The organism is Luteibacter sp. OK325 (assembly GCF_003050935.1).
In the GTDB taxonomy this organism is placed as follows: Bacteria; Pseudomonadota; Gammaproteobacteria; order Xanthomonadales; family Rhodanobacteraceae; genus Luteibacter.
Genome location: NZ_QAOX01000005.1, coordinates 95,229 through 120,884 on the forward strand (window position 1 = coordinate 95,229; position 25,656 = coordinate 120,884).

The window sequence follows — 25,656 nt, forward strand, 5'->3', positions numbered from 1 at the left end:
GAGTATGGTTTTTGCGCATCCTACGGAGCGGGGAGCTCCTCCGCTTGCACATCCTCGCCGCGCGGCGTGCGCCGATGGCCCGCCTCCCCGGTAAGAATGCTCAACATCGGCCCACGCGCGCCGGGCGTCTTGCCCAGCGGGCCGAAGAACACGTCACGAAACCAGCCGAGCACGGTACGGTCCGACTGGAACAGGGGTGTCAGCCAGCGGCTCATGCGCTGGTAGATGCGCACGTGGCCATGGCGCTGGCGTCGATAGGCATCGAGTGCGTGGTCGAGATCGTCATGTTCGCGCAACGCGTCGGCCAGTGCCGCGGCGTCGAGCAACGCCATGTTCACGCCCTGCCCCAGCTGCGGGCTCATGGCGTGCGCGGCGTCGCCGATGACGACGAGACGGTCGTGGTGCGGCCGGCGCAGCACCACGTCGCGATAGCGGGCACGGTTGAGCTGTTCGGAGTGTTCGAGATGCGCGATATGCGGAGCGAGCTCGGGCCAGATACCGGCCACGGTGGTCTTCATTGCGGCGACGGCAAGGTCGTCGAAGACATCGACCTCGTCGCCCGGCAGACTGAAATAGAACGTCAGCCAGCGGCCCTCGTGGCCCGGACGCGTGCCGACCGGCAGCATGCCGACCATGGCGCGGGTGCCCGCATACCGTTGCAGAAGATGCGTCGGCGTCGCCCAGTCGTCGATACGCAACAGGCACCACACCGCGCCCCACGGGTAAAGCTTCTCCCGGCTGACCTGGTTCTCGCAGCGCGAGCGCAGTACCGAGTGCGCGCCATCGGCGGCAATGGTCAGGTCGAACGGACCATGTGGTGTGCCCTCATGATCGACCACCGAACGCGTGGCGGCGTCATAACCGGCGATGTACACGCCGGTGCGCACCTGGGCAGCCTCGTGATGCGCCCCGCGCAACAACTCGAATAGCGCGCCACGGGTCATGCCCAGGCCAAAACAATCGGCGCGCCGGTCGCGGTAGCGCATGGCCATGACCGGGCGACCACGCGGCGTGGCGCCATGAAGCTCGTCGATCCGCTGGCCCAGGGCCATGGCGCTCTCGGCAAGACCCATCCGGTCGAGCACGGCGATCCCGGTGGGTTGCAGCAGGAAACCTGCGCCGACCGGCCCCAGCGACGGGCTTTTCTCGAAAACCGTGACTTCGTGTCCCTGCGCGGCAAGCAGGATGGCACTTGCCTGCCCTGCCGTTCCGTAGCCTACGATGGCGACCTTCATCCGTGATCCTCCGTTTCGCAGGAGGATAGCAAGACCGATCCAGCGGCGACGCCTGCCGCGTGTCGAAATGCCCGCTTCCCGTTCGACGTGAAGAAGAACCCCGTCTTCACGTCCCCGATCGAGGTGCATGCGATGCCGTTGAAACTCTACGCCCACCCGTTCTCGTCGTACTGCCAGAAAGCCCTCGTCGCCATTTACGAGAATGGCACGCCGTTCGAATGGAAGATGCTTTCGCCGGAGCAACCAGAAATTTACGCGGAGTTCGCCGATCTTTGGCCACTGCGGCGCTTTCCCATCCTGGTTGACGGCAAGCGGACCATCACCGAGGCGAGCACCATCATCGAATACCTGGACCTCTACCACCCCGGTCCGGCGCCGATGCTGCCCGAAGACCGCAAGGCCGCACTCGAGGTCCGTACCATGGACCGCTTCTTCGACAACTACATCTCGACGCCGCAGCAACGGATCGTCTTCGACATCCTGCGCCCCGGCGGCCAGCGCGATCCCTGCGGCGTGACCGATTGCCGGCAAATGCTCGACACGGCCTATGCGTGGCTGGACAAGGTGATGGTCAACCGCGAATGGGCGGCCGGCGAGCGCTTCAGCCTGGCGGACTGCGGCGCGGCCCCGTTCCTGTTCTACGCCGACTGGACGCACCCGATCCCCGAAGCATTCACGCATGTGCACGCCTACCGTCGGCGCCTTCTCGGGCGCCCCTCATTCGCCCGCGCTGTCGACGAGGCCCGTCCGTACCGCCCGTTGTTTCCTCTCGGCGCGCCCGACCGCGACTGATCCCGGAGAATCCGTATGAACAGCCAACTGCTCACTGCCGCCAGCGAACTGGCGAGCCGCAACACTGTCCGCATGCCGAACGAGAGTGCCGAGTACCGCAGTGCTCGCAACGCGCTCCTGGCCGAAGAGATCGAACTGCGGCGACACATCGAACGTGTCGCTGCCCAGCGCCGTGCGCTGCCACCCGGTGGTGAAGTGCGTGGCGATTACCGGTTCGAAGGTGTGAACGGTCCCGTCGATCTCGCCGGCCTGTTCGGCGACAAGCAGACGCTCGTCGTCTACAGCTATATGTTCGGGCCCGAGCGCGAGCGTCCGTGCCCGATGTGTACCTCGCTGCTGAGTTCGTGGGACGGCGAAGCACGCGATATGGAACAGAATTTTGCGCTGGCCGTGGTGGCGCGCTCACCCCTTGCGAAGCTGCTGGCGTTCAAGAAAGAGCGTGGCTGGCAACACCTCAAGCTCTATTCAGACCTCAACGGCAACTTCAGCCGTGATTACCACGCCATCGCCGATGACGGCAGCGACATCCCGGCGTTCAACGTTTTCACGCGGCGTGACGGCACGATCCGTCTGTTCTGGGCGGGTGAGATGGGCGGCGAGTCCGCTGATGCCGGGCAGGATCCCCGTGGCGCGCCCGATCCTATGCCGCTGTGGACCGTGCTGGATGCTACGCCTGAAGGCCGGAGGCCAAAATGGTATCCGAGCCTCGACTACCCGGGCTGAAAAACAGGAAGTCCATTCTGGACAATCCGTATCTCGCCCGCGATCATCGCCGAATGGTCGACTCCCTAGCTCCCTACATCCCCGTCGCCGACGCGATAGCCACGGTGTTCAAGCCCCATGCCGAGGTGGTGATCCACGACCTCGGCAGCGGCACGATCCGTCATATCGCCAATCGTATGTCGCCACGAAAGGCGGGCGATAATTCGCTGGCCGAGCTGGACGATCTCGTCTCGCTCGACGATGCGGTCATCGGCCCCTACCCCAAGACGAACGCGGACGGCCGTTCTCTGAAGTCGATTACGGCCGTGTTGCGCGATGGCCGTCGCAAGCCCATCGGCCTGCTCTGTATCAATGTGGACGTGAGCATGTTCGAAGCCATGCATTCCCTGTCGAAGGACTTCCTGCGTTTCGCCGAATCCGCACCAAGGCCAGCCGCGCTTTTCCGCAACGACTGGCGAGAGGAGGTCAACGATATCGCCGGTCAGTTCCTGGGGAACCGCGGGACCACACTTGCGGCCATGGGCATCGTCGATCGCGAAGCTCTCATCACCCTGCTTGAGGAACGTGGCCTGTTCGATGTACGCCACGCGGCGACGTACATCGCACAATTACTCGGCCTGTCGCGAGCCACCTTGTACAAGACACTCAAGGCAGTGCGCGAGGCGACTTAGCGAAGGCTCACGCGGCCTCCTCCTCCAGAACGAAGTAAGCCACTTCCTGTCGCAGGATCTCCGCGCTCTCGCGCATCGCGCGGCTGGCTGCGGCGGCCTGCTCCACGAGTACCGCGTTCTCTCGCGTGGTTTCGTCGATGCCGTGGATGGCACCATTAACGCGGGCGATGCCGTCATTCTGGCTCCGAGTCGCATCCATCACCGAGCCGACCAGGCCGGACAACTCGTTCACACGTTCGCCGATGCCGGCAAGCACGGCACCCGCGCGGTCGACGGAATCCACGCCAGCCTGCACGGCTTCGTCGCTGTCGGCGATCAAGCTACGGATGTCACGCGCCGCAGTGGCGCAGCGCTTGGCAAGGTCACGAACCTCCGAGGCGACCACCGCGAAGCCGCGACCATGCTCCCCGGCGCGCGCGGCTTCGACGGCTGCGTTGAGTGCAAGGAGGTTGGTCTGGAAGGCGAACTGGTCGACCACGTCGAGCACCTCGGTCATGCGTTCGGTACTGCGACGGATCTCGCGCATATTGCCGATGGCGTCCATCGCCACGCGGTGGCCTTCGTCGGTCATGGAGCGCGTCTGCGCTACGGCGCTATGCGCGGCACTCGCGTGACTGAGTCCACCGGCGACGGCGCTGGCCATGTCGTCCATCGATGCAGAAGTGGAGCGCAGGTGCCCGGACTGGGTGCGCGTGCGCTCGTTCAACGCGTCGTTGCCGTGCTCGATGCCGCTGGCGGCTTTCGCCACATGGTCGGCGCGATCGCGCACCTGCACGACGACGTTGCCGAGCTGGGCATCCATGGCTGCCAGTGACGAAAGCAGTGCACCGATTTCATCGTTACGGCCCACGTCGATGCGGGAGCCCAGCGTGCCGCGCGCAATGGCGGCGGCAACTTCGGAGGCCCGGTGCAGGCGGCGGCCCAGCGAGCGGATGATCGCGAGGTCCACCACGCTGGCGACGAGCAAGGCGAGTCCGAGCAGGATGGCCGAGGTGATCCCGCCGTGGCGGATGTCCGCGTGCTGCGCTTCGGCCTCGGCCTTGCCGGCATCCAGTGCCAGTGCGAAGAGGTTGGAGAAATCGCTCTTCAACGGCACCACGGCCGATTGCACATCGTTCGAAAGCTGCAACTGAGCGATGTCGTACTGCTCGGCCTTGAGCAACTCGATCACGTCGTCGACGGCTTTGTCCGCCGCCTTGCGGTGCTCGGCGGCCAGGGCGACCAGCTTGCTCTGCGCCTTACCCAGGCCGCTGGCGGTGAGTGATTTCCACTGTTTGTCGATGTCGTGGCGGTCGCTGCCGATGGCGGTGACCGCGTCGTCGACCGAGGACGGAAGACGGGTCAGTGTCGCGTGCACAAGCGCGTCGAGCAGGTCGTTGTAGTCGTTCTGGATACGGCCGACATCGGCAACGGGCGCGAGTGTCTCGTCGACCACGTTTTGCAGTCGCTGGTCAGCGGTACGCAGCTGGGTGCCGCCGACAATCCATAGCGCAAGAAGAAGAAAGATGGTGCCGCCCATGCGCAGCAACAGACGGGCGCGAAGGGTCAACACGGGCAACGGGATTCGGGGGAATGGCATGACGTACTCGGGGGCGGGGATGCCTTCCTGTCGGCCGCCGAATCGGCAACTTTAGCTTTATTTTCAGCAGATTATGCTTTTATTTCAGTCGCTTGAATATGCGGTTACACGACAACCGAAGGCTGCGCTTCATACGTCACCCTATGCAGGCCGGTGCCCGTGTTCTTGGCCACGCGTTTGGCCGACGCAGCAAGTGGGATCAGGCTTCGACGAGCACCTGGCTGTCGAGGTTCCAGCGGTCGACCACATAGGCGCCGCCTGCGATGGTGAGCGGCGTATACGCGCAGTTGCCGTGGCGATAACTGGCGTAGTCGCCGCCGTCGCGAAGGGCGCCAAGCAGGGCTGTCAGGCAATGGCCATGGGTGATCACGGCGACGCTGCGATACGGCAGGGCGCGGACGGCATCGAGGGCCGGCAGCGCGCGTTGTGCGACGCCGTGCAGCGATTCGCTGCCCGCCGCGGCGGCGAGTGGATCGTGGCCGCGGACGACGGCCGCCCATTCGGGATTCTCAGTAAGGGCTTCGGCGACGATCCGCCCTTCGAGTTCGCCGAAGGCGCGCTCGACGAAACGTTCGTCGACACTGACTTCGCAGCCGATGATTTCCGCCACTACCTCAGCGGTGTGCAGGGCACGGCCGAGCGTCGACGACACGATGTGTTCGACGCCCCGCGCGGCGAGCATGCGGCCCAGTGCGCGCGCCTGCTCGATACCAGCGGCGGTGAGCGGACTATCGGCACGCCCCTGCGCGCGACCCGCGATGTTCCATTCCGTCTCGCCGTGACGGGCGAGGATCAGGTGTTCGAGCATCGCGTGGATCGTCCGTGCAGGGGTGGGGAGTCGGCTAGTTTAAAGCTTTCATCGCAACTGGCTGTCCTTGCTGCCGCGACGGTTGTAACCGCTGAAGCTGGCTTCGTCATGATCGGCCTGCTCCTGGCAGGCCACGCACAGCCGCACACCGGGGACGGCCTTGCGGCGCGCCTCGGGAATGGGTTTGTCACATTCCTCGCAGCGCTCAAGGCTGGGCCCCTTCGGCATATGGCTGCGCGCGCGTTTCACCGCGTCCTCGATGGTCGCGTCTATCTGGTCCTGCACGGCGGTATCGCCCGCCCATCCGGTTGCCATGGGTCACCTCCCGGCGGCTTGCCTCAAGCTACCTATATGGTGGCAAGTCTTTGGTTTCAAAGGGCGGATGGGCACGCACGAAATCGACGAAGGCTTTCAACACGACAGGCGGCTGGCGCCTGCCCGGGTAGTAGAGAAACAGACCCGGGTGGTACTGGCACCAATCCTCGAGGACTCGGACCAGCCGTCCCGTCGCGACGTCGCCTTCCACGGATTTCTCGAACACGAACGCGAGACCGGCACCATCCAGTGCTGCCTGCACGCACAGGCTCATCTCACGCAGGATCAACGGGCCGTCGACGTGGATTTCCAGCTCGATGCCGCCGCGCTCGAAATCCCAGTGGTACATCGCGCCACTGGGAAAGCGCTGGCGAATGCATGGCAGGCCACGCAGGTCCTGGGGCACGATCGGTTTGCCGAACTTCACGAACACCTCGGGCGTGGCGACCACGGCCGAGCGCATACGCGGCACAAGCGGCACGGCGATCATGTCGCCCTCGATGCGTTCGCCAAAACGCACGCCCACGTCGAAGCCTTCGGCCACCACGTCGATCAGCGCATCGTCACTGACGATCTCCACTTCGACATCCGGGTGCGCCGCGATGAAACGTGTGACAAGCGGCATGACCGCGAGTCGCGCGGCAATGAGACCGACGCTTATGCGCAGCTTGCCGGCGACACGACCCTGCGAGGCGTTGAGGTCGTCCAGCGCGTCGTCGATGTCACGGAACGCGGGGCTAATCCTGCCCACGAGACGCTCACCCGCTTCGGTAAGGGCCACGCTGCGTGTCGTGCGGTTGAGCAACCTCACGCCAAGGCGCTCTTCAACGCCGCGAATGGTGTGGCTCAGGGCGGAGGGCGTTACGCCGAGATCCGTGGCGGCGCGGCTGAAGCTCAGCTGCCGCGCCACGGCGAGGAAGCTCATGAGGTCCGCCGGCTTGATGCCCCGCATTGCTGAATGCTCCTCACAAACCCATGTGATTCTTTTAGGATTATCACATGAAAGGTCGCGGTCCAGACTTCTCCCACGCAGTTACCCAACCCGTCAGGAGAATTCATCATGCGTACCTGGTTCATTACCGGCGCCGGCCGTGGTTTTGGCGCCCTCATCGTCGAAGAAGCCCTTTCCCGCGGCGATAACGTGGTCGCCACCACGCGTGATCCGTCCGAGCTGATCGCGCGTTATGCCGACCAGCCCCGCCTGCTCGCCCTGCCGCTGGATGTCACCGACGAGCAGCAGGCACACGCTGCCGCCGCCGAGGCCGTCCGCCGCTTCGGCCGCATCGACGTGCTGGTCAACAACGCCGGCTATGGCCTGCTTTCGGCCGTCGAGGAAGCCAGCGCCGACGAGATCGTCAACCAGTACCGGACCAACGTCTTCGGCGTGCTCGCCGTGACCCGCGCCGTGCTGCCACACATGCGCCGCCAGCGCTCGGGCCATGTGATGAACATCTCGTCGATCGGCGGCTACAGCGCGTACCAGGGCTGGGGCGTTTACGGCTCGACCAAGTTCGCCATCGAGGGGATTACGGAAGCCATGGCCATGGAACTGAAGCCGCTGGGAATTCACGCGACCGTCGTCGAGCCGGGCTTCTTCCGTACCGACTTCCTCGACGAACGCTCGCTGCATCGTTCGGCGAATGTGATCGAGGATTACGATGAGACCGTGGGCGCCATGCGCCGTCTGGCCACCGATGTAAACCACGCGCAGCCGGGTAATCCCGCCATGTTGGCCAGGGCACTGATGGTGCTGGCCGATGCCGAACATCCGCCGGTGCGACTGCCGCTGGGCAGCGATACCGTGGCGCGCATCGAGGCGAAGAATCGTTTTGTGACTGAGGAGCTGGCGCAGTGGCGTGAGTTGGCGTTGTCGACGGATTTTTGAAGTTTGTCGCCAACAGCCATCGCCGATGAATCGGCTCCCACACGGAGCAAGAGCATCGCCGATGAATCGGCTCCCACAGGGAGCAAGAGCATCGCCGATGAATCGGCTCCCACAGGGAGCGAGAGCATCGCCGATGAATCGGCTCCCACACGGGAGCTGCGTCGGTCTGCTGGCTCTTGTGGGAGCCGCTTCAGCGGCGATGCCGGCCTCAGCCGGCGCGGGGTTCGTCGTAGATACCGAACTCCGTGATGCCCGGCTGTTTCCCGGTCACGTTCAACCGCACACGGCTCGCTGTCGTTCGTGGCACCTCGTGGAACTGGTAGTGGGCGGGCTGGTCGCCACTTACCAGCGCTACCCACGCGCCATCGCGCTCCACCTCGACGCTGTAGCTCGCGATGCGACTGGTGTTGCCATACTCTTCCGCGCCCAGCGCCTCGACGATCGACAGCGTGTTGAACGACACCGGCTGCTCGAAGCGCACCTCGATCCAGGCCTCGGTCTTGCCGCGATCGGCCAGCCAGTAGCTGCGGAAGTTGTCGTCGAATGCCTGGTCGGGGCCGACGGCTTCATCGCTTGCGCTGGCCCAGGCGGGCTTGCCAGCGGCGAGGTCGGGCGTGGTGATGGTGACCGAGCGACCGATCTCCGGCGCAGGGCCAGTGTTCTTCCACAGCTTACCGATCTCGGCGAGGCGGGCGACGGCGTTGTCGTCGAAGCGACCGTCGCGGTTGGGCGCCACGTTGAGGATCAGGTTGCAGTGGTTCTGGTTGAACGGCACCAGCCACTCATCGACGATGGTTTTGGCTGAAGCCAGTTCCGAGGTCGGATAGGCCTTCTTCCAGAACCAGTCGCTCTGCAGCGTGGTGCCGGACTGCGAGGGCACGGGGCTGTTTGGCGGAATCTTCTGCCCGGCGTGCTGCTCGTACTGTTTGATGTCGGTGTAGTAGAGCGCCGTGCCCGGGTAGCTACCGGCGTTGTGGTCGGTCACCAGGCAGTCGGGCTGTAGCGTCTTCACCAGATCGTAGATTTCGCGGTAGGGCAGCTCGGCGTAGGAAATGCGCGACCACGAGGCGTTCCAGCCATCGAGGATCAACGCGGTAAGCGGACCGTACTGGGTAAGAATCTCGGTGAGCTGCGCCTTGATCAGCGCAATCTTCTCCGGCGTGACCGTGCGCGCGCGGATATCGGCGCGAAGATCGAGGACAGAGAAATACAGGCAAACCTTGAGGCCCGCCTTGCGGAACGAATCCACGTAACGTCGCACCACGTCGTGCGGATACGACGACTGCATGATGTTCGCGCTGCCCGTCTTCGTAGGCCACAGACAGAAGCCGTCATGATGCTTGGTGGTTAAGCACGCGTAACCCATGTTGGCGGACTTCGCCGCCCGGGCCCACTGGTCCGTGTCCAGATGCTTCGGGTCGAACAGCTTCGGAGAAAGCATGGGATCGCCCCATTCGCGTTCTTCGAAGGTGGCCATATTCAAGTGAATGAACATGCCGAAGCGAAGGTCGAGGAAGGCTTGCTGCAGCGCCTGCAGCCGTGGCGGATCCACGGCGACATGCTTGCCCGTCGCCGCGGGTGTCATCGTCGTCGGCACGGCTGCCCTGGCCCGCCCCGCGGACCACGTTCCACTTCCGATCACACTGGCGATGGCCAGCGTCCTGGCGAATTCACGTCGGTTCAACGGCCGCACTCCACATGGGATGACGACCGACTTTCGCTGGCATCGTCGCGGCTGTCAAACCATAGCGTCAGTTGAACAGCTGCACCGCGACGACGACAAGGAGCAGCAGCAACACCATCAACACCGCATAGATCACCCAGAAGATGCCTTTCGGCGCGTCTTCAATCACACCGGTGCGCTGCCATGTGGCGATGCGCGTCAACTGGCCTTGGAGGTACCAGGTGGTGAAGAAGAACAGCGTCACCCCACCGATTTCCATGGGCAGCCCACGTTCGATGCCGAAGCGCTTCAGCGACGACGACATCGAGAAGTAGCCCATGTAGACCAGCACGATGTCGACCACCTGCAAGCCGTAGTTCATGACCGAGGTAGCGCCGAAGAAACCGCCGACGATGCCGCAGGCCAGGCCGATGATGAAGTAAGTCGTCGCGCCGCTGCGTGGATCGATCTTCTTCACCCACACCGACTGCACGAACATCCAGACGATGGCGAAGATACCCAGCGTAAGCACGCTGAGCACGGCGACCCAGCCCCAGTGGAGCGACGGCGCGACAGGCACGTCATCACGCGGGGTGACGGCGACCGAGGCACGCGGCGTGAGTCCCGGCGGCGGAACCTCGAAGGAAGGCGGCTCGTTGAAGGTAACGGCGGCACCGTTCTCACGCAGGAACGTATCCAGCGGCACCCATTCGGCCATGCCTTCGCGCCAGCAGAGGCTTCCGCTATCGAGCACGCCCTGCTGATGCCAGCGCTGCACGGTCGCCAGCGTATATGGTCCGAAGCGCTGGCCGTTCAGGCCAAGCCATATCTGTAGATCGTCCAATGTCTCGCCCCTGCTACCACGTGGTGGATCACCGCGCGGCCATCATACAGAGTCGAAGAATGCGGGCGACGCGTCCTGGAAGTGGTCGACGAGCATGCCGACAAACGCGGAGACCTTGCCCGCCACGTGCCGTTGCGGCGGATACAACGCCCATACTTCGATGGAGCGACCATCCACCTCACCCCATAACTTCAGTGCTCCGCTGGCAATGTCGTCGCGAATGAGCGAGGCCGGCATCATGGCGGCGCCGATGCCTTCGCGGACCGCGTCGTAGATCAGCGCCATGGACGAAAGGCGAACCACCTCGCGGGGAAGCATCGTCGTCGTCTGCCCTTGGGCGGTCAGTCGCCACGCCGCGAGCTGGGCGTCTCCGAGCACGATGGCGGGAACGGATTCACCTTCCCCGGGCTCCGCCAACGAGGGCGCGGCCGCGACGACGAGGCGATCGCGGAGGAAGCAACGCCCGGCCAGTTCGGTCGAGGCCGCGGGGTTCGCACGGATGACAACATCGAAACCCTCCTTCAGCGGATCGACAAAGCGATCGTCCACGACCACTTCCAGCCGCACTGCCGGGTAGTTCATCGCAAACCGGGCTGCAAGGCGTCCGAGACCGCGATGGGCGAAGAGTACTGGCGCGCTGACGCGCAACGCACCGCGTGGTGCCCCTGCACGGGCGACCAGGCCCTCGGCGACGTCCTCGATACGGCCAAGCATGACGTGCGCCTCGGCGTGCAGCGTGGCCCCCTCCTCCGTCAGGCGGAACGGTCTGGCGCCACGCTCGATAAGGCGGACGCCCAGGTCGTCCTCGAGCTCACGCACGCGGCGCGACAGGGTGGCCTTCGGCCGCCCCGTGGCGCGGTTCGCCGCCCCGAATCCACCGTGAAGGGCCACGACATCGAAGTCGGCGAGGGCGAGCAGATCCATAGGTGTTCCGCCTATGAGACGAGATGTCCCAAGTATGCGTCTTTCGTCCCTGGTGTGGAACGACCATCTTGTCTCTCATCTACCCACGCAAGGAGTTCGTCATGAGCATTCTCGTTACTGGCGCCACGGGCAACATCGGTTCCGCCGTGATCGCGCGACTGGCCGAAGCCGGCGCCGATGTGCGCGCGCTCGCACGTAGTCCCGACAAGCTGAAGGCACCCAAGGGCGTCCGCGCCGTTGCCGGCGATCTTACCGACGTTCCCTCGGTGCGCGCCGCCCTCGAGGGTGTCGACACCCTCTTCCTGCTCAATGCCGTCACCCCGGATGAGCTGACTCAGGGACTGGCCACGCTCGGCCTGGCTCGTGATGCCGGCATCCGTCGCATCGTGTATCTGTCGGTGCTCAACGGTGACCGTTTCGCGGACGTGCCGCATTTCTCCGCGAAGTACACGATCGAACGCGCCATCGAGCAGTTCGACCTGCCGGTGACCGTGCTGCGTCCGTCGTATTTCATGCAGAACGACGCGAGCCTGCAGATGCCGCTCACCCAGGCGGGGGTCTACCCGATGGCGCTCGGCAACGTCGGTGTGTCGATGGTGGACACTCGCGATATCGCGGAGATCGCAGCGGCGGCGCTACTGCGCCGCGAGCGCGCTTCCGGTGCGCTGCCGCGTGAGGTGATCGAACTGGCGGGGCCGGACGCGATCACCGGAGAATCGGCCGCGCGCATCTGGAGCGAGACGCTTGGCAGACCTGTCGCCTATGGCGGCGACGACCTCGACGCCGCCGAGGCGGCGATCGCGCGGAACGCACCGTCCTGGGTGGCTTACGACCTGCGCCTGATGCTCGCCCGCTTCCAGTCCGAAGGCATGCTGGCCAAGTCGTCCGCGACGGACATCATGACCTCGCTGCTCGGCCGCGCACCGCGCAACTACCGCGACTTCGCACGCGAGACCGCGACCGCCTGGAAGCAGGCATAACGCGAACGACTCAGGCTGCTGCCTTCATTGCCGCGATGTCGATCTTCTTCATCTGCATGAGGGCGGCGACCGAGCCGGGGTTTTGCACCAGCTCCTCGATGTCGGCCGGCACGATCTGCCAGGACAGGCCGTACTTGTCCTTGAGCCAGCCGCAGGCCTGGGCGTTCGGATCGCCACCGGCGGAAAGCTTCTCCCAATAACGGTCGATCTCGGCCTGGTCATGGCAGCGGACGACCAGCGACAGCGCTTCGTTGAACTTGAAGATCGGGCCGCCATTGAGGGCGGTGACCTGCTGTCCGTCGAGCTCGAAGGCGGCGGTCATCACCGAGTCCAGTGGGCGACCGGAAGCCTCTGCCGACTCTTTGGTGTAACGGGTGATGCTTGTGATCCGCGAGTTCGGAAAGATCGAGACGTAGTAGTTCGCGGCCTCTTCGGCCTGGGTATCGAACCAGAGGAAGGGCGTGATTCGCTGGAAACGGCCTGACATGGTGACCTCCTTCGTTGGGATTTCATGTCTACGTCGAACGTGGAACGGCCGGATCGACAAGCTTGTGCTGAGGGTCGCCGGAGCCCGTGTTGACCGGTTCGACCGGCTTGGGGCCGTCGCCATGGCTGGGATCGCCGGACCCGGTCGTGGGTTCGTCGTACGTGTCGGGCTCTTTCATGAGGGGCTCCGCGTCGCGAACGCCGAGCAAACCACCTTTGACGTCAACGTCACGTCCAAGGCAGTCCGGTCGCCGTCGCGCTAGGCTGTGGCGATGACCCAGCCCGGCACCTCTCCCTGCGACCACCTCACCGGCGATGAAGCGGTCGCCTGCAGCGAAGCCGCGCGGCGCTGGACCCTGGTTGCCGCCGTGGTGGGCTCGGGCATGGCCTTCGTCGACGGCACCATCGTCAACGTCGCCCTTCCGGCCATCCAGCGGGCCATGAACGCAACGACGGCTGACGCGCAGTGGGTCATGGAGAGCTATGCCTTGCTGCTCTCCGCGTTGCTGCTGGTGGGCGGGGTGCTCGGCGACCACTACGGCCGGCGCCGCGTTTTCGTCATCGGCGCCGTGGTCTTCACGCTTGCCTCGCTGGGCTGCGCCGCATCGCCCACCGTTTCATGGTTGATCGGCATGCGCGGACTGCAGGGTCTCGGTGCTGCGCTACTCGTTCCGGGCAGCCTGTCGTTGATCAGTTCGGCCTATCCGAAGGAACGGCGCGGTGCCGCCATCGGCACATGGTCCGCTTTCAGCGGCATCACGGCGGCGATAGGCCCTGTGCTCGGCGGTTTTCTCGTCGAGCACATATCATGGCACTGGGCATTCCTGGTGAATCTGCCGCTGGGCGTCGGGCTGGTCGCCATCTGCTTCTGGCGCGTGCCGGAAAGCAAGGGCATGGAAGCCGGGAAGATCGACATCGTCGGCGCGGTAGTTGCGACGATCGGGCTGGCAGGCGTCGTCTATGCGTTCATCGAGGCGCCGTTGCAAGGCTGGTTCTCGCCTGGCGTGATCGCTTCGACGATCATCGGCATTGTCGCGCTGGCGGTCTTCGTCGTCGTAGAGATGCGCATCCGCGCACCCATGCTGCCGCTAGGCCTCTTCCGCGACCGCGATTTCGCCGGGGCTAACCTGCTCACCCTGCTGCTTTATGCATCACTGGGCGGCAGCATGTTCTTTATCCCGCTGAACCTGATCCAGGTGCACGGTTACGGCGCGACGGCCGCGGGTGCTTCGTTCCTGCCTTTCATCGTCATCATGTTCCTGCTGTCTCGATGGACAGGGCGGCTCGTCGACGTCGTCGGCGCGCGCCTGCCGCTGGTCGTCGGGCCGACCATCGCCGGCGCCGGCTTCGCACTGTATGCGTTACCCGGCGCCGGCGGCTCGTACTGGACCACCTTCTTCCCGGCCGCATGCGTGCTCGGCCTCGGCATGAGCATCACCATCGCACCGCTGACGACGACGGTGATGAACGCGCTCAATCCGGCGCTGGCTGGGACGGCATCGGGTGTCAACAACGCGGTGTCGCGCGTGGCTGGCCTGCTCGCGGTCGCCGTGTTCGGCATCGTGCTGACGCAGGGTTTCGATACGGCGCTGCAGGCGGGGCTGGCTTCGGGCGTTCCGGCGGACGTCGTGCAAAGCGTGATGGCGCAGAGGGCGAAGCTCGCAGGCATCCAGGTGACGAACGAAGCCGCGCGTCATGCGATCGATGCGGCGTTCGTCGCGGGGTTTCGGCAGGTGATGTGGCTTTCGGCCGGGTTGGCTGTTCTTTCCGCCATCGCAGCCGGCCTGATGATCCGGCCTTCGGTGAAGGCCGATCGCCGCTGAAGCGGCTCCCACAAACATCTGGAACCAAGGTCAGGTGCCGTACTGTGGGAGCCGATTCATCGGCGATTGGGTGCTAACGGCAACCTGGCCCGCTGCCGCGGGATCGCCGATGAATCGGCTCCCACAGAAGGGTCACAGACCGATCAGAAGCCTTTCTGGACCTGCACCCACGCGCGCATATCATGTGTTTCGCCAGCGAGGGATGGACGCGCACCCACCGGGTGCGACACGTCCGCGCTGAGCGACCACTGGTCGTCGCCCTGCCAGCGCATGCCCAGGCCGATGTCCTGCATATGCGCGCTGTTCGTGCCCGGTGCGAAGCGGTCCTTGTAAATGGTCACGTGGCCGGCGTCGGCGAATGCCAGCGCCGTCCAGCTGCCCGGCAAGCCCATATGCAGCGTGCGACGGAACTCGAGGTTGACCATCTGGCCCTGCGTGCCCGCCAGCACGCCAGTGTCGTACCCGCGCACGTTGTTGGCGCCGCCCAGGTAGAACTGTTCGGCGGTGTCGAGGTTCTTGTTCGCCCACTGGCCCTGGAAACCCAGGTAAACGGCATTGTTCTCGGAGAGCTGCTGCAGGCGGGCCACCGAGAAGGTGTACTTCAGGTAATGACCCTTGGTCTGCGTGCTGATCGCGTCGACGAACTCGGCGAACGCATCGTTGAAGCCGAGAAGGCCGTACGTGGCGGCGATGTTGAAGTTGGTCACGCCGTGTGCGTCGCGCTGGTCACCGGCTAATGTGGCGGTCCAGCCATACGTGTGACGCAGCGTACGGATGCCGACGATATCGATCGAATCGTTCAGATGACGACGGTCGTAGCCGAGCTGGCCGTACAGGTTGCCATCGGTGGAACGAATGAACGGATGGCTGACGAACAGGCTGGCGACCTGCGCCGTGCCGTGTGCATCGAGCACGCGCAGGTCGCCCTTGAGCCTGTAGTCGAGTGACGAAACGGAGGCGCCGACCACGGTGCCTTCGCCGTTCACCAGGTAACGATAGCCGAGGCGGCCGTAGTTCATGTTCGAGCCCGCCGAGAGCGCGGTCGCGTCGAGCAGGTCGCCCTGGTGTAACAAACCGTTGACGTTGAAAGTGCCGGTCAGGCGCGCGCGTCCGGTGTACTGGTTGCCGTAGTCATCGAGTGCGACCATACCGGTATAGCGCGGACGGTCGTCGGTGCGCACGGCGAGGTCGGACGTACCCGGTTCGTCACCCGGGCGAAGCGCCGAGGTTTCCATCACACCCGGAATGTCGCCGAGCAGAAGCAGGCTGCGATCGAAGCCGTGGGCGCTGATCGGAGCGCCGCTGGTGAGCGGGTCCAGCGTCGCCTTCAGGGGACCATCGTGCGTGGCGCTGTGGTTTTCCAGCACGACCTTGCCCAGGCGAGCTTCCTGCACCGCGATACGGACCGTGCCACCACTGAGCGTCTGCGCCGGCACATAGGCCAGCGTGAGCGGATAACCGTTTGCGCGGTATTCCGCGGTGATGCGGTTGGCCAGTTCGTTGAGCTGGCGCAGGGTGATGTCCTTGCCTTCGCCCGATGCAACAAGCGCATGTAACCGCGCGACAGGAATCAGCGTCGCCCCGGTGATCTCGATCGTCGTGACGTGGAACGGCGCACTGTCACCCTGGTCGGCCGCCGCCTTCGGCACGACCTTGAGGCCGGTGTCGTTGGACTTCTGCGGCTGGGGAGCGACAGGCACCTGGCGGAGAAGGTCGCCGCTCTGCGGTGGACGCACCTGCGCCACGGCCGTGGAAGCGAGCGCCAGGAGAATGCATGCGCCAAGGAGGTTCGCGGCGCGCTTGGGAAGATTAGCCATGGTCATCAGGAAACCGATACAAAGAGAGTGAATGAAGTCATGCGGGGCGGTGCGATGCCTTTACTGCATCGCGTCCGCCGGGAGCCGCACGCCACCGTCGACGACCTGCAACGACAGGCCCGGGACGAAGTCCGCGCGCTGCACGTTCTTTTCGATCGGCTGACGGGTCTTCTTGTGATTACCGGAGAACGGGCCGACGGTGACATTCGAGGCCGCGCCGTAAGGCGTTGCGATGAGGTCCGGGCCGAGGACGCCGTCGATCTGCGCGAGTACGATGGCTGAGGCGCCCTGCGACGCGCTCTGGTTGATGCTGGCGGTCGTCTCCGCCGATGCGTTGAACGCGTAGTTACCCGCGTCGGCGCCCATCGCGTAGATGCCAGTGACCGAGACCGGCTTGGCGCGACCGACCGCCGGGTCGCCGAACAGCGCACTCGCGGCGCCAAAGGCGATCACGTCGCCCGGAAGGATGCCGCTGCTGGAAAGCGTCGCGCGATCCGATGCATTGCCGTCGAAGAACTTGTCGATACCCTGCGCATCAACGACGACCGGGCGCTTCGTGATGCTCGCTGTCGTGGTCGGATTGAACGTGAGCGTATAGTTGCCTGCATCGCCGCCGGCAATCGTACCGTCGACGTTGACCGTCTTGCCGTTGGCCGCGTTCTTGTCGACGAATGTGCCGTTGGTCGCGAGAGTGACCTGGTCGCCACCGAGTACGCCCGTCAGAACGCCGTGCGTGATCGCTCCGGTGTTGCCGTCGTAGACCTTATCGTCAGCCGAAATACCGGCGTTGATGCCCAACGGCGTCACCGTGGCGATGTGATTGCCGCCGACGAGGGTGTAGTTCGCCGCAAGGCCGGCGCCATCGTCATTCAGTGCCAGCGAGCCGAGACCCGCCAGCGGACGATCGGTCGCGACGATCTTGCTGGCAAGCACGCCCTGGCCGCTGAGGATCAGACTCTCGCCCGCCACGCCCGCGATGACGCCCGCGCTGCCGAACATACCAGCAGACGCGACCGTACTGGCGTCATAGACACGGGTGCCGTCAAGATTCAGCACGACCTTGTAGACGTCGGCCGCCGTGGTCGCGTTGGTCGTCAGGGTGTAGTTACCTGCGTCCGCCCCGGTGAGCACGCCAGCGACGTTGACCGTCTTGCCGTTGCCCGCGTTCTTGTCGGCGAAGTTGCCGCTGGTGCTCACGCCGAGCTGGTCGCCGGCAAGCACGCCGGCGAGGGTGCCGCTGGTCTGCGCCGTGGTAGTGCCGTCATAGGTCTTGCTGCCGGCGATGATGTTGCCGGCGATGCCGAGCGGCGTGATGTTGCCCGTTGTGAAGGCCGTCTGGTTGAACTGATAGTTGCCGGCATCCGCACCCGAGGCGGTGATGCCATCGACCGTGATCGTCTTGCCATTCGCGACGTTCTTGTCGCTGTAATTGGCATCGGCACCAGTGAACACGATCTGGTCGAGCCCCACCACACCGGTCGAACCCAGCCCTGCCGCAGCGACCGTGGTGCCGTCGTAGACCTTGTTCGAACCGGTGGCGTCCACGACGATCTGCTTCGGCGTGATTGTCGCGTCGTCGGTGCCACCGACCAGCGTGTAGTTACTGCTCAGCGTAGTGCCGTTGCCCTGGAGACCGAGCGTACCAAGTGACGTGAGCGTCTTCGCCGTACCGACATTCCTGTCGCTGACCGAACCCGCGCCGCTCAGCGTGAGCGTGTCGCCATTGAGACCGGCCACCTGGGAGTCACTGGCGAAGACGGACGCAGCGATGGTCGCGGAGCCGTCGTACTCGCGGCTTCCATGGAGGCTGATGACGTAGGGTGTGATGTTGGCGAAGGTCGTCGCCGTCGTGTTCCACACATAGTTACGGGCATCCAGGCCCGCGCCGGCGATGCCGACGGTCGTGACCGTCTTGCCGGTAGCGGCATTGGCATCGGAGAAGTCCGAGGGTCCACCCGTGAACGTCACGTCGTCGCCGGTGATGATTCCCGCCGCCGAGAGTGTCGCGGAGGCGGAGGTGTTGCCGTCGTAAACCTTGTTGGGGGCCGTCGTCGTCACCACGATGGTTGCCGGCGTGATGGATGCCGTGGTCGCCGTGTTGCTCGTCACGATGTAGTTGTTCAGGTCGGTGCCGCCCACGACACCGGACACCGTCACCGTCTTGTTGCTGTCGACGTTCTTGTCGCCGAAGCTGCCCGTGGTGGACGTGTAGACCAGGTTGTCGCCTGCCAGGACGCCGATGAGGCTACCGTGAGTCACCACCCCCGTGGTCTGGTCGTAGACACGGTCATCCGCGAGAATGCTTCCGCTGATGGCGAGTGCCGTGACATTAGCTACGGCGCTTGCTGTCGCGTTCCAGGTGTAGTTGCCGGCATCGGCACCGCTTGCCGTGATCCCCGCGATCGAGATGGGCTTGTTTTGGCCCACATTCTTGTTGTCGAACGTGGCCGTGCCGGCAGCGAAGTCAATCGTATCGCCATGGAAGATACCCAGGGACGAGAGAGCGACCGCGGCGGCCGTGTTCGCGTTATAGACCTTGTCGATGCCGTCTGCGTCAACGGTCAGGGCGAACGGCGTAATCGTGAAGCTGTCGACGCCGCCGACCAGGGAGTAGTTGCCGGCGCTGGCACCCGCGTTGCCCGTAAGAGCCAGGGTGTTCAGGTCGAAGTTACCGGTGCCGTCGGCTGCGCGGTGGTACGTCGCCACGTTCTTCGAAGCCGTCGTGCCCGATCCGCTCAGCGTCAGCGTCTCGCCGTTCGCGCCATTGACGACGCCGCTGGTCCCGAAGAGCGCAGCGGCTGCACCGGCCGTGGCGTCGTAAGTGCGCGTACCCGAGAGATTGATGATGAACGGTGTGATGGCTGCCGTGGTATGCGCAGTGCCGTTAATCAGGATGTAGTTGGAGGCATCCGTACCACTGGAGGTGATACCGTCGACCGTCACGTCCTTACCGGTACCGACGTCCTTGGTGTCGAAGGTATTCGTCGTGAAGTTGAACGTCACCTGGTCACCGACAACAATGTCGCCGGAGAGCGTGGCGGCCGAAGTCATCGAGCCGTCGTATACCTTGTTGACGCCGGTAGCCACCACCGTGATGGACTTGGCCGCGATGTCGGCCTGGAGATTCGAAGGCTGGACGAGGTTGTAGTTGCCGGCGTCCGTACCGTCGATGCCCATCGCCGTCGTGACGGTCTTCTTCGTGCCGACATTCTTCGTGTCGAAGGTGCCGGTCGCGTCGTTGGTGAGGTCCACCGTGTCGCCGGTCAACACGCCGCCAAGCGTCGACCCATGGAGGCCTGCAACCGTGTTTCCGTCGTAGGGCTTGTCCTCGGCCACTGTCCCGGTGACGTTCAGGGTCGCCTTGGTGACAATGTAGTTGTCAGTACCGCCCACCAGGGTGTAATTGCTGGCCAGGCCGCCCGGCGCATCGGAAAGGGCGAGCGTATCCAGGCCGAAGCCCGCGCTGTTCTTGTAGGTACCGACGTTCTTGCTCGACAGCAAGCCGGACCCGCCCAGTGAAAGCGATTCACCCGCCACCACGTTACCGAGGACCAACGAGCCGGCGTCGGCAGCCTTCGTCGTGTCGTAGACGCGCGTGCCGCTCAGGTTGACGATCCGCGGCGTGATGTTCGCCGTGGTCGTCGCCGTATCGGTGGATAGGACATAGTTGCCTGCATCGGCTCCGCCGGACACGGTGATCCCACCCACAGTGACCGTGCGCCCGTTAGCAACGTCCTTGCCGTCGAACTGGCTGGAGGTGCTGGCGAAGGTGACCGTGTCGCCGCCATATACGCCGGAAGACGCCAGCGTCGTGCCGGCATTCGTCGTCCCGTCGTACTGCCTGTTCTGAGCGGTGGCAGAGGGGGCGATCGTCTTCGGCGTAATGTTGGCCGTCACACCGGTCGGCTGTACGAGCACATAGTTGCCGATGTCGCCACCGTCGATGGTCATCGAGGTAGTGACCGTCTTCGGACTGCCGACGGCATTGACGTTCTTGTCGCTGAACTGACCGAGTGCATCATTAGCCAGCGTCACGGCGTCGCCGGCGAAGACGCCGTTGAGCGTCGATCCCGAGAGGTGCGCCGCCGTTGTGTGATCGTAGATCTTGTCGTCGGCAACGGTTCCGCTCACCGTCAGCGTGGCGGGGGTGATCGTCACCCAGTCGACGCCGCCGACCAGTGTGTAGTTGCTGGCCAGACCGCCGCTACCGCCGTTGGCGAGCGCGAGGCTGCCCATGGCGAAGAAATCCTTCTCCTCGCCCACGTTCTTGTCGACCAGCGTGCCGCTGCCCGTAACGCCGAGCGTCTCGCCGTTCACACCCTGCAGGACGCCGAACAGCGAGCTGTTGGCCGTTGCGGTGCCGTCGTAGACGCGCGTACCGGTAAGGTCGATCACCTTCGACTGGATCACGCCGTTACTGCCGGCGCCCGTGGTCGGCAGGATGTAGTTGGAAAGATCGGTCCCTGCGTTCGCGACGAAGTCCGAGGTCACCAGGGTGGACGCGACGCCCAGGCCGGTGCCGACGTTCTTGGTGAGGTAGTTGGCGGTCGCCGATTGCGGAATGGAGGCGCCCTGGATACCGACGAAACCCTGCAGGTCGTAGTCGGACGCAATCAGCGTGGCCGAATCGGTACCATCGTAGACCTTGGTCGGGCTGCCGGTGATTACCGCTGTGAGCTGCTTGGGATTGATCGTCGCGGTCAGGCCGGCCGGCTGCTGGAGCTCGTAGTTCCCCGAGCTGCCGCCATTCAGGCCAAAGCCGCTGATGGCGACGCCGAGGTTGTCGCCAGCATTGGCCGTACCGAACCGGCCCGATGCACCACCTCCGTCGAATCCCACCGTATCACCGGCGAAGACGCCATTGAGCGCTGCATTACCCGCAATGGTGAGCGTTGCGGTGGTATTGCCGTCGTACGTCTTGTCGTTCGCGGTCACGCCACTCAACGTCAGCGTAGCCTGGGTGATATTGGCGATCAGGCCGGCGACCGGCTGCAGGATGTAGTTGGCCGCCGCACTGCCGGTGATTCCGAAGCCGGCCGCCGTCACGGTCAAGCCGTTGCCGACATTGGCCTGGCTGAAGTTGGCGCTCACGCCAGCCAGGTTCAGAGCCACCTTGCTGGCACTGCCCGCATCTGTGTCTACCAGCCCGGCGAGGCCGGCCCTGGACAGGTTGAGCGTATCGGCCGTGGTGGCGTTGTAGCTCCTGTTCGTGGCGAACACGCCCGTGACGAAGAGCGGTGCCTGGTTGATCGTGCCGGAGCCCGTGGCGGTGAGATCGACGTTGTAGTTGGAAAGCAGTGTGCTGCCGCCGAGTACGTAGTTGCCTGGCGTCAGTGTCGCGGTGATGGCGCGTCCGTTGGCCGTGCTCGCGTTCGCACTGTCGTAGCTGGCGGTAGCGCTGGGATTGATCGTGCCACTCTCGCCCGACACCCAGCCGCTGACATTGAAATTGCCTGATCCCAGCGCCGCATTGGTGCTGCCGTTATACGTCTTGGTCGGATTGCCGACGATCGACACCGTCAGCTGAGCCGGCGTGATATTGCCAATGCCCAGCACCGGCGTATTGATCGCGTAGTTCGACAGGATGGTGCTGCCACCGGGGGTCAGGTCGGCCGTGGAAAGCCCGGCCGACAACGCGAGATCCGTTCCGACGTTCTTCTGGCCAAACGTGCCGATGATCGAGTGCGAGACCACGCCGCTGTCGGTACCGACCCACCCGCTCAGCGTGAAGTTGTTCGGCATCAAACTGATGTTCAAGCTGCCGTCGTAGATCTTGCTGGCATTGACGATGCCGACGCCGAGCGTGATCAAGCCGCCGGTCAACGGTGCCGGCGTGATCGAGCCCGAGCCGAGATAGCTGGTCGGCAGAAGGTAATTGCTCAACAGCGTGCCACTACCGGCCGTGAAGTCGGTGCCGGGCAGCGCGCCCGCACTGGCGCCGCGTGCGCCAGCGTTCGGGTTGTCATACTGACCGGGCACGGTGCCGCTGAAACTGGCACCGATGCTCTGGCCTGACAGCAGGCCGAGCAGTTGCAGGTTCGATGCACTCAGTGCGGCATCCGTGGTGCCGTCGAACACCTTGGTCGGGTTACCGACGATCTGGCCCGTCAGCTGTAGCGGATTGATCACGCCCAGGCCAAAGCCGGTCACCGTCGGCGCAAACGTGTAGTTGGACATCGAGGTGCCGCCGGCCGGCACGAAGTCGGAGGGCTGGAGAGCCGCCGTGACATCGATGCCACTGCCTGCGTTGGCAGTCGCGTAGGTTGCCGAACTCTGGCCCACCGTCGCGCTTTGGCCGGCGACAAAGCCACCGAGCGTGAAGTTGCCGCCGTTCAGGGTGACGGCATTGGTGCCGTCATAGGTCTTGGTTGGATTGCCGATCATGCCGATGGTCAGCAGGCGCGGCGTGATGTCCGCCGTAAGCACTGGCGCGGCGAGCATATAGTTTCCGGCAGCCGAACCGGTGAGACCGAAGCCGCTGGCGGTCACGGCGAGTCCGCTGCCCACGTCGGTCTGGCCGAACAGGGCTGTCACGCCTGACGCTGTGAGCGTGACATCGTCGCTGCCCACCTTGCCGGTCAGCGCATTGCCGGTGTCGCCGATGGTGAGCGTGCCATTCTTCGTGTTGTCGTAGATCTTGTTGTTGGCGGTGACCGTGGCCGGGTTGATGGTCAGTGTCTTTGGCGTGATGTTGGCGCTCAAGCCGGTCGGGGCTTGCAGCACGTAATTGCTCGCCTTGCCACCGGTCAACGCATAACCACTGATCGCCACGCCGATGCCGTTGGCCACGTTGGCATCGGCGAACGTGCCGACGATGCCGGTGGTGACGAGCGCCACCTGCCCCGAGTCGGGCTGGATCACGCCGAACAGTTTGGCGCCGCCGGTGAGAATGGCGTCGTTCGCGTTGCCGTCGTAGATCTTGTTGCTGGCCAACAGACCGCTGATCAACAGCGGCGCCTGGTTGATCGTGCCCATGCCGGTCGCTGCGGTCGGCAGGAGGTAGTTGGCCAGGCTGGTGCCGGCGCCTGCCGTGAAGTTGGTCACCGAGAACGTAGCATTGAGTGCCACGCTGCCGGCGTCGGACCCGGCGTAGGCGATGGAGCTCGGCTGTTTCACCGTGGCGCTCTGGCCGCCGACGAAGCCATCGATCTGGTAGTTGCCCGAGCCCAGCGTTGCCGTGGCGGTGCCGTCGTAGGTCTTGGTCGGATTGCCGATGATCTGTGCGGTCAGCGGTGCGGGTGTGATCTGGCCAACCCTGGCGCTCACCGGGGAGCCGCCCAGGGCATAGCCGAACACCGGAATCGTCCCGGCGGCATCCCTGATGCTGAAGTTGTCGATCGTTCCCGGCGAGGTGACACGTATGTTCGAGGCCGCGTTCACGGTAGCGTACGTGCCACCGGTGGCACCGATGATCGTGTCGCCGTCGGTCAGGCCAGTCGTGGTGAGGTTCGCACCCGTGAAGTTGGCTGAGTTCGTGCTGTCGTAGACCTTGCTGACTGAACCAGTCAGGCCCGTAACGGTCAACGTCGGAGCGAGCTTGTAGAGGAAGCCGTTGCCTGCACCCAGCGGCGTGGCCCCGGCATTGGCCGCGTACTGCATGAACTGCGGGGCAAGACCACCGCGCGTATCCAGCGTCGGATCCGACGAGTAGACCAGCCATTTGCCCAACGCCGAATTCAGCGCAGCCGACCCGGCATGGTTTATGAAGTTGTTTGCCGCGGTGAGCGTCACGCCGGCACCACCGGCGATCGTGCCGCCGGCTGCGAGAGTGATATTGCCGCGGTTGGCCGTGAGTACGACGCCGCCTGCGCCCGAGATCGGCGCATTGACGTTGATGCCGCGATACGCGTCGAGCGTGAGTGTCGCCGCCGCGCTGTTCCACGTGATGGCCGAATTAACGTTGATGTCGCCCACGCCGGAGGCGTTCTGCACGCCCTGCCCGGTGGCATCCGTTGCGGTGGTGATTTCGGTGACACTGGTGCCGCCGTTGAGCGTGGTCGAGATGGTCGCTGCAGCGGTCGCGTCGATCGTCAGGTCATACGGATCCACCAACCACGTACCGGCCTTACCCTTCGGCGCGCTGGCATTGATCGACGCCGCGCCGATATGCGCGAACGCTGCCGAGGTTTCGATGCTGCCACCGTTGCCGCCGTTCGGCGCGCTGGCGTCCAGTGTGCCTTCCACGTTCACGTGGCCCGCCTGCATGCCGCCGAGCAGCACGATCTGGCCGTTGTGGTTTTCCACCGTCTGCGCACGGACGACGCCGGTGTTGTTGACCGTGCTGGCCAGCAGCGAATCCGCTGCGCCTGCTGTCATTAGCACGCGGCCGCCATCGGCCTGCACCAACTGGCGGTTCTCGACGAGGTTGTCCAGGGTGCTGCGGTCCACCTGCAGGTGAAGGAGCTGGCTGCCGTCGAAAGTCAGCGTGACAGCGCTGCCTCCGCCCATGGCGACCGTACCGAGCTGCGCACTGATCGTGCCCTGGTTCGACACTGTGTTGCCGAGCAGGGCCACGTAGCCGCCGTTGGCCGCACGGATGGAACCCTTGTTGACCACGCTTCCCTTGCCGTTACCACTGAAGCTGCGCGTATCCGACGAGAGCGAGCTATCCGACGTGTCCAGCGTGGAGGCGACCAGCCCGCCCACGTTCACCTGTGCACCTTGTCCGAACAGCACGCCGTTCGGATTGATCAGCCAGACCTGGCCGTTGGCGTTGAGGTGGCCGTAGATCCCCGACGCGCTGTTGCCCAGAATGCGGTTGACCGCGATCGCATCCCTGCCCGGCTGCACGAAGTTCACCGTTTCGTTCGGCGCGATGTCGAAGGTCTGCCAGTTCAGCGAGAGATGCTGGCTGCCCTGGTTGATCGTGGTGGTCGCGCCGTTCTGGTGAATCGCACCGCTACCGGAAACGATCTGACCGCCGGTCTGTCCGGCATGCGCGGCACCCGCGGCGCTGAGCGCCAGCGCGATGGCCAACGCGATCGAAGCGGCATGAGGGTTCTTCGATGTCGATGCGGAACGTGCCGCCGGACGGCTATTGCGAGCAAGTTCGCTGGCAGCGACCCACTGCGACGTGACGGCATTCCAGCACAGGCGATAGATACGATTCAT

Annotated in this window: 18 protein-coding genes; 6 read left to right on the forward strand and 12 right to left on the reverse strand. The window is 64.6% G+C overall.

Annotated elements, in window-relative coordinates:
- Window positions 1–20: 20 nt before the first annotated feature.
- Window positions 21–1,235, reverse strand: coding sequence for an NAD(P)/FAD-dependent oxidoreductase (locus C8J98_RS12495; RefSeq protein ID WP_158272693.1), 1,215 nt, complete (start codon window positions 1,233–1,235; stop codon window positions 21–23).
- A gap of 132 nt (window positions 1,236–1,367) precedes the next feature.
- On the opposite strand from C8J98_RS12495, the gene C8J98_RS12500 reads away from it, so the two are divergent.
- From C8J98_RS12500 to C8J98_RS12510, 3 genes are read left to right on the forward strand one after another with little or no spacing between them, the layout of a single operon-like run.
- Window positions 1,368–2,027 (forward strand): glutathione S-transferase family protein, encoded by a 660-nt coding sequence (locus C8J98_RS12500; protein WP_107913528.1) that lies wholly within the window; start codon window positions 1,368–1,370, stop codon window positions 2,025–2,027.
- A gap of 15 nt (window positions 2,028–2,042) precedes the next feature.
- The gene (locus tag C8J98_RS12505) at window positions 2,043–2,750 is read left to right on the forward strand and encodes a DUF899 family protein (RefSeq protein WP_107913529.1); all 708 of its coding nucleotides are present in this window, start codon (window positions 2,043–2,045) and stop codon (window positions 2,748–2,750) included.
- A gap of 53 nt (window positions 2,751–2,803) precedes the next feature.
- Window positions 2,804–3,421 carry a PAS domain-containing protein gene (locus C8J98_RS12510; protein WP_158272694.1) on the forward strand — a complete coding sequence of 206 codons (618 nt, stop codon included), beginning with the start codon at window positions 2,804–2,806 and terminating at the stop codon, window positions 3,419–3,421.
- Window positions 3,422–3,428: 7 nt separating this feature from the next.
- Here C8J98_RS12510 and C8J98_RS12515 read toward each other — a convergent pair whose 3' ends face one another.
- The 4 genes from C8J98_RS12515 to C8J98_RS12530 all read right to left on the reverse strand — a co-directional run bounded on the left by C8J98_RS12515 (window position 3,429) and on the right by C8J98_RS12530 (window position 7,075).
- Window positions 3,429–5,000 (reverse strand): methyl-accepting chemotaxis protein, encoded by a 1,572-nt coding sequence (locus C8J98_RS12515; RefSeq protein ID WP_107913531.1) that lies wholly within the window; start codon window positions 4,998–5,000, stop codon window positions 3,429–3,431.
- A gap of 199 nt (window positions 5,001–5,199) precedes the next feature.
- Window positions 5,200–5,808 (reverse strand): histidine phosphatase family protein, encoded by a 609-nt coding sequence (locus C8J98_RS12520; protein WP_107913532.1) that lies wholly within the window; start codon window positions 5,806–5,808, stop codon window positions 5,200–5,202.
- Window positions 5,809–5,856: 48 nt separating this feature from the next.
- Window positions 5,857–6,123: a DksA/TraR family C4-type zinc finger protein gene (locus C8J98_RS12525; RefSeq protein WP_107913533.1), complete on the reverse strand. Its 267-nt coding sequence runs from the start codon at window positions 6,121–6,123 to the stop codon at window positions 5,857–5,859.
- A 28-nt stretch (window positions 6,124–6,151) separates the two neighbouring features.
- Window positions 6,152–7,075, reverse strand: coding sequence for a LysR family transcriptional regulator (locus C8J98_RS12530; RefSeq protein ID WP_107913534.1), 924 nt, complete (start codon window positions 7,073–7,075; stop codon window positions 6,152–6,154).
- Window positions 7,076–7,183: 108 nt separating this feature from the next.
- Here C8J98_RS12530 and C8J98_RS12535 point away from each other — a divergent pair, with 108 nt between their 5' ends.
- Window positions 7,184–8,008: an oxidoreductase gene (locus tag C8J98_RS12535; protein WP_107913535.1), complete on the forward strand. Its 825-nt coding sequence runs from the start codon at window positions 7,184–7,186 to the stop codon at window positions 8,006–8,008.
- A 208-nt stretch (window positions 8,009–8,216) separates the two neighbouring features.
- Here C8J98_RS12535 and C8J98_RS12540 read toward each other — a convergent pair whose 3' ends face one another.
- The 3 genes from C8J98_RS12540 to C8J98_RS12550 form a co-directional block, all read right to left on the reverse strand.
- A complete protein-coding gene (locus C8J98_RS12540) occupies window positions 8,217–9,692 on the reverse strand; it encodes an alpha-L-fucosidase (protein ID WP_199229904.1) in 1,476 nt (491 codons plus the stop codon).
- Between the two features lie 67 nt (window positions 9,693–9,759).
- Window positions 9,760–10,515 carry a DUF4339 domain-containing protein gene (locus tag C8J98_RS12545; RefSeq protein WP_107913536.1) on the reverse strand — a complete coding sequence of 252 codons (756 nt, stop codon included), beginning with the start codon at window positions 10,513–10,515 and terminating at the stop codon, window positions 9,760–9,762.
- 42 nt (window positions 10,516–10,557) lie between these two features.
- A complete protein-coding gene (locus C8J98_RS12550; protein WP_107913537.1) occupies window positions 10,558–11,439 on the reverse strand; it encodes a LysR family transcriptional regulator in 882 nt (293 codons plus the stop codon).
- A 101-nt stretch (window positions 11,440–11,540) separates the two neighbouring features.
- Between C8J98_RS12550 and C8J98_RS12555 the strand changes: the two genes are divergently transcribed.
- Window positions 11,541–12,419: an NmrA family NAD(P)-binding protein gene (locus tag C8J98_RS12555; protein ID WP_107913538.1), complete on the forward strand. Its 879-nt coding sequence runs from the start codon at window positions 11,541–11,543 to the stop codon at window positions 12,417–12,419.
- A 10-nt stretch (window positions 12,420–12,429) separates the two neighbouring features.
- Here the strand turns inward: C8J98_RS12555 and C8J98_RS12560 are convergent, their stop codons facing one another.
- Window positions 12,430–12,906, reverse strand: a complete 477-nt coding sequence (locus C8J98_RS12560; RefSeq protein WP_107913539.1) for a VOC family protein — start codon at window positions 12,904–12,906, stop codon at window positions 12,430–12,432.
- Between the two features lie 28 nt (window positions 12,907–12,934).
- Window positions 12,935–13,084, reverse strand: a complete 150-nt coding sequence (locus C8J98_RS22055; protein ID WP_158272695.1) for a hypothetical protein — start codon at window positions 13,082–13,084, stop codon at window positions 12,935–12,937.
- A gap of 93 nt (window positions 13,085–13,177) precedes the next feature.
- On the opposite strand from C8J98_RS22055, the gene C8J98_RS12565 reads away from it, so the two are divergent.
- On the forward strand, window positions 13,178–14,728 hold the full coding sequence (locus C8J98_RS12565; protein WP_107913540.1) for a DHA2 family efflux MFS transporter permease subunit: 1,551 nt from the start codon (window positions 13,178–13,180) through the stop codon (window positions 14,726–14,728).
- A 143-nt stretch (window positions 14,729–14,871) separates the two neighbouring features.
- Here C8J98_RS12565 and C8J98_RS12570 read toward each other — a convergent pair whose 3' ends face one another.
- The gene (locus C8J98_RS12570) at window positions 14,872–16,551 is read right to left on the reverse strand and encodes a ShlB/FhaC/HecB family hemolysin secretion/activation protein (protein WP_233260220.1); all 1,680 of its coding nucleotides are present in this window, start codon (window positions 16,549–16,551) and stop codon (window positions 14,872–14,874) included.
- 54 nt (window positions 16,552–16,605) lie between these two features.
- On the reverse strand, window positions 16,606–25,656 hold the full coding sequence (locus C8J98_RS12575; protein WP_158272696.1) for a YDG domain-containing protein: 9,051 nt from the start codon (window positions 25,654–25,656) through the stop codon (window positions 16,606–16,608).

Bases quoted from the DNA above. Each gene is read 5' to 3' on its own strand.
- C8J98_RS12495 (WP_158272693.1), bottom strand. From the start codon at position 1,235: ATGAAGGTCGCCATCGTAGGCTACGGAACGGCAGGGCAGGCAAGTGCC.
- C8J98_RS12500 (WP_107913528.1), top strand. From the start codon at position 1,368: ATGCCGTTGAAACTCTACGCCCACCCGTTCTCGTCGTACTGCCAGAAA.
- C8J98_RS12505 (WP_107913529.1), top strand. From the start codon at position 2,043: ATGAACAGCCAACTGCTCACTGCCGCCAGCGAACTGGCGAGCCGCAAC.
- C8J98_RS12510 (WP_158272694.1), top strand. From the start codon at position 2,804: ATGGTCGACTCCCTAGCTCCCTACATCCCCGTCGCCGACGCGATAGCC.
- C8J98_RS12515 (WP_107913531.1), bottom strand. From the start codon at position 5,000: ATGCCATTCCCCCGAATCCCGTTGCCCGTGTTGACCCTTCGCGCCCGT.
- C8J98_RS12520 (WP_107913532.1), bottom strand. From the start codon at position 5,808: ATGCTCGAACACCTGATCCTCGCCCGTCACGGCGAGACGGAATGGAAC.
- C8J98_RS12525 (WP_107913533.1), bottom strand. From the start codon at position 6,123: ATGGCAACCGGATGGGCGGGCGATACCGCCGTGCAGGACCAGATAGAC.
- C8J98_RS12530 (WP_107913534.1), bottom strand. From the start codon at position 7,075: ATGCGGGGCATCAAGCCGGCGGACCTCATGAGCTTCCTCGCCGTGGCG.
- C8J98_RS12535 (WP_107913535.1), top strand. From the start codon at position 7,184: ATGCGTACCTGGTTCATTACCGGCGCCGGCCGTGGTTTTGGCGCCCTC.
- C8J98_RS12550 (WP_107913537.1), bottom strand. From the start codon at position 11,439: ATGGATCTGCTCGCCCTCGCCGACTTCGATGTCGTGGCCCTTCACGGT.
- C8J98_RS12555 (WP_107913538.1), top strand. From the start codon at position 11,541: ATGAGCATTCTCGTTACTGGCGCCACGGGCAACATCGGTTCCGCCGTG.
- C8J98_RS12560 (WP_107913539.1), bottom strand. From the start codon at position 12,906: ATGTCAGGCCGTTTCCAGCGAATCACGCCCTTCCTCTGGTTCGATACC.
- C8J98_RS22055 (WP_158272695.1), bottom strand. From the start codon at position 13,084: ATGAAAGAGCCCGACACGTACGACGAACCCACGACCGGGTCCGGCGAT.
- C8J98_RS12565 (WP_107913540.1), top strand. From the start codon at position 13,178: ATGACCCAGCCCGGCACCTCTCCCTGCGACCACCTCACCGGCGATGAA.
- C8J98_RS12570 (WP_233260220.1), bottom strand. From the start codon at position 16,551: ATGACCATGGCTAATCTTCCCAAGCGCGCCGCGAACCTCCTTGGCGCA.
- C8J98_RS12575 (WP_158272696.1), bottom strand. From the start codon at position 25,656: ATGAATCGTATCTATCGCCTGTGCTGGAATGCCGTCACGTCGCAGTGG.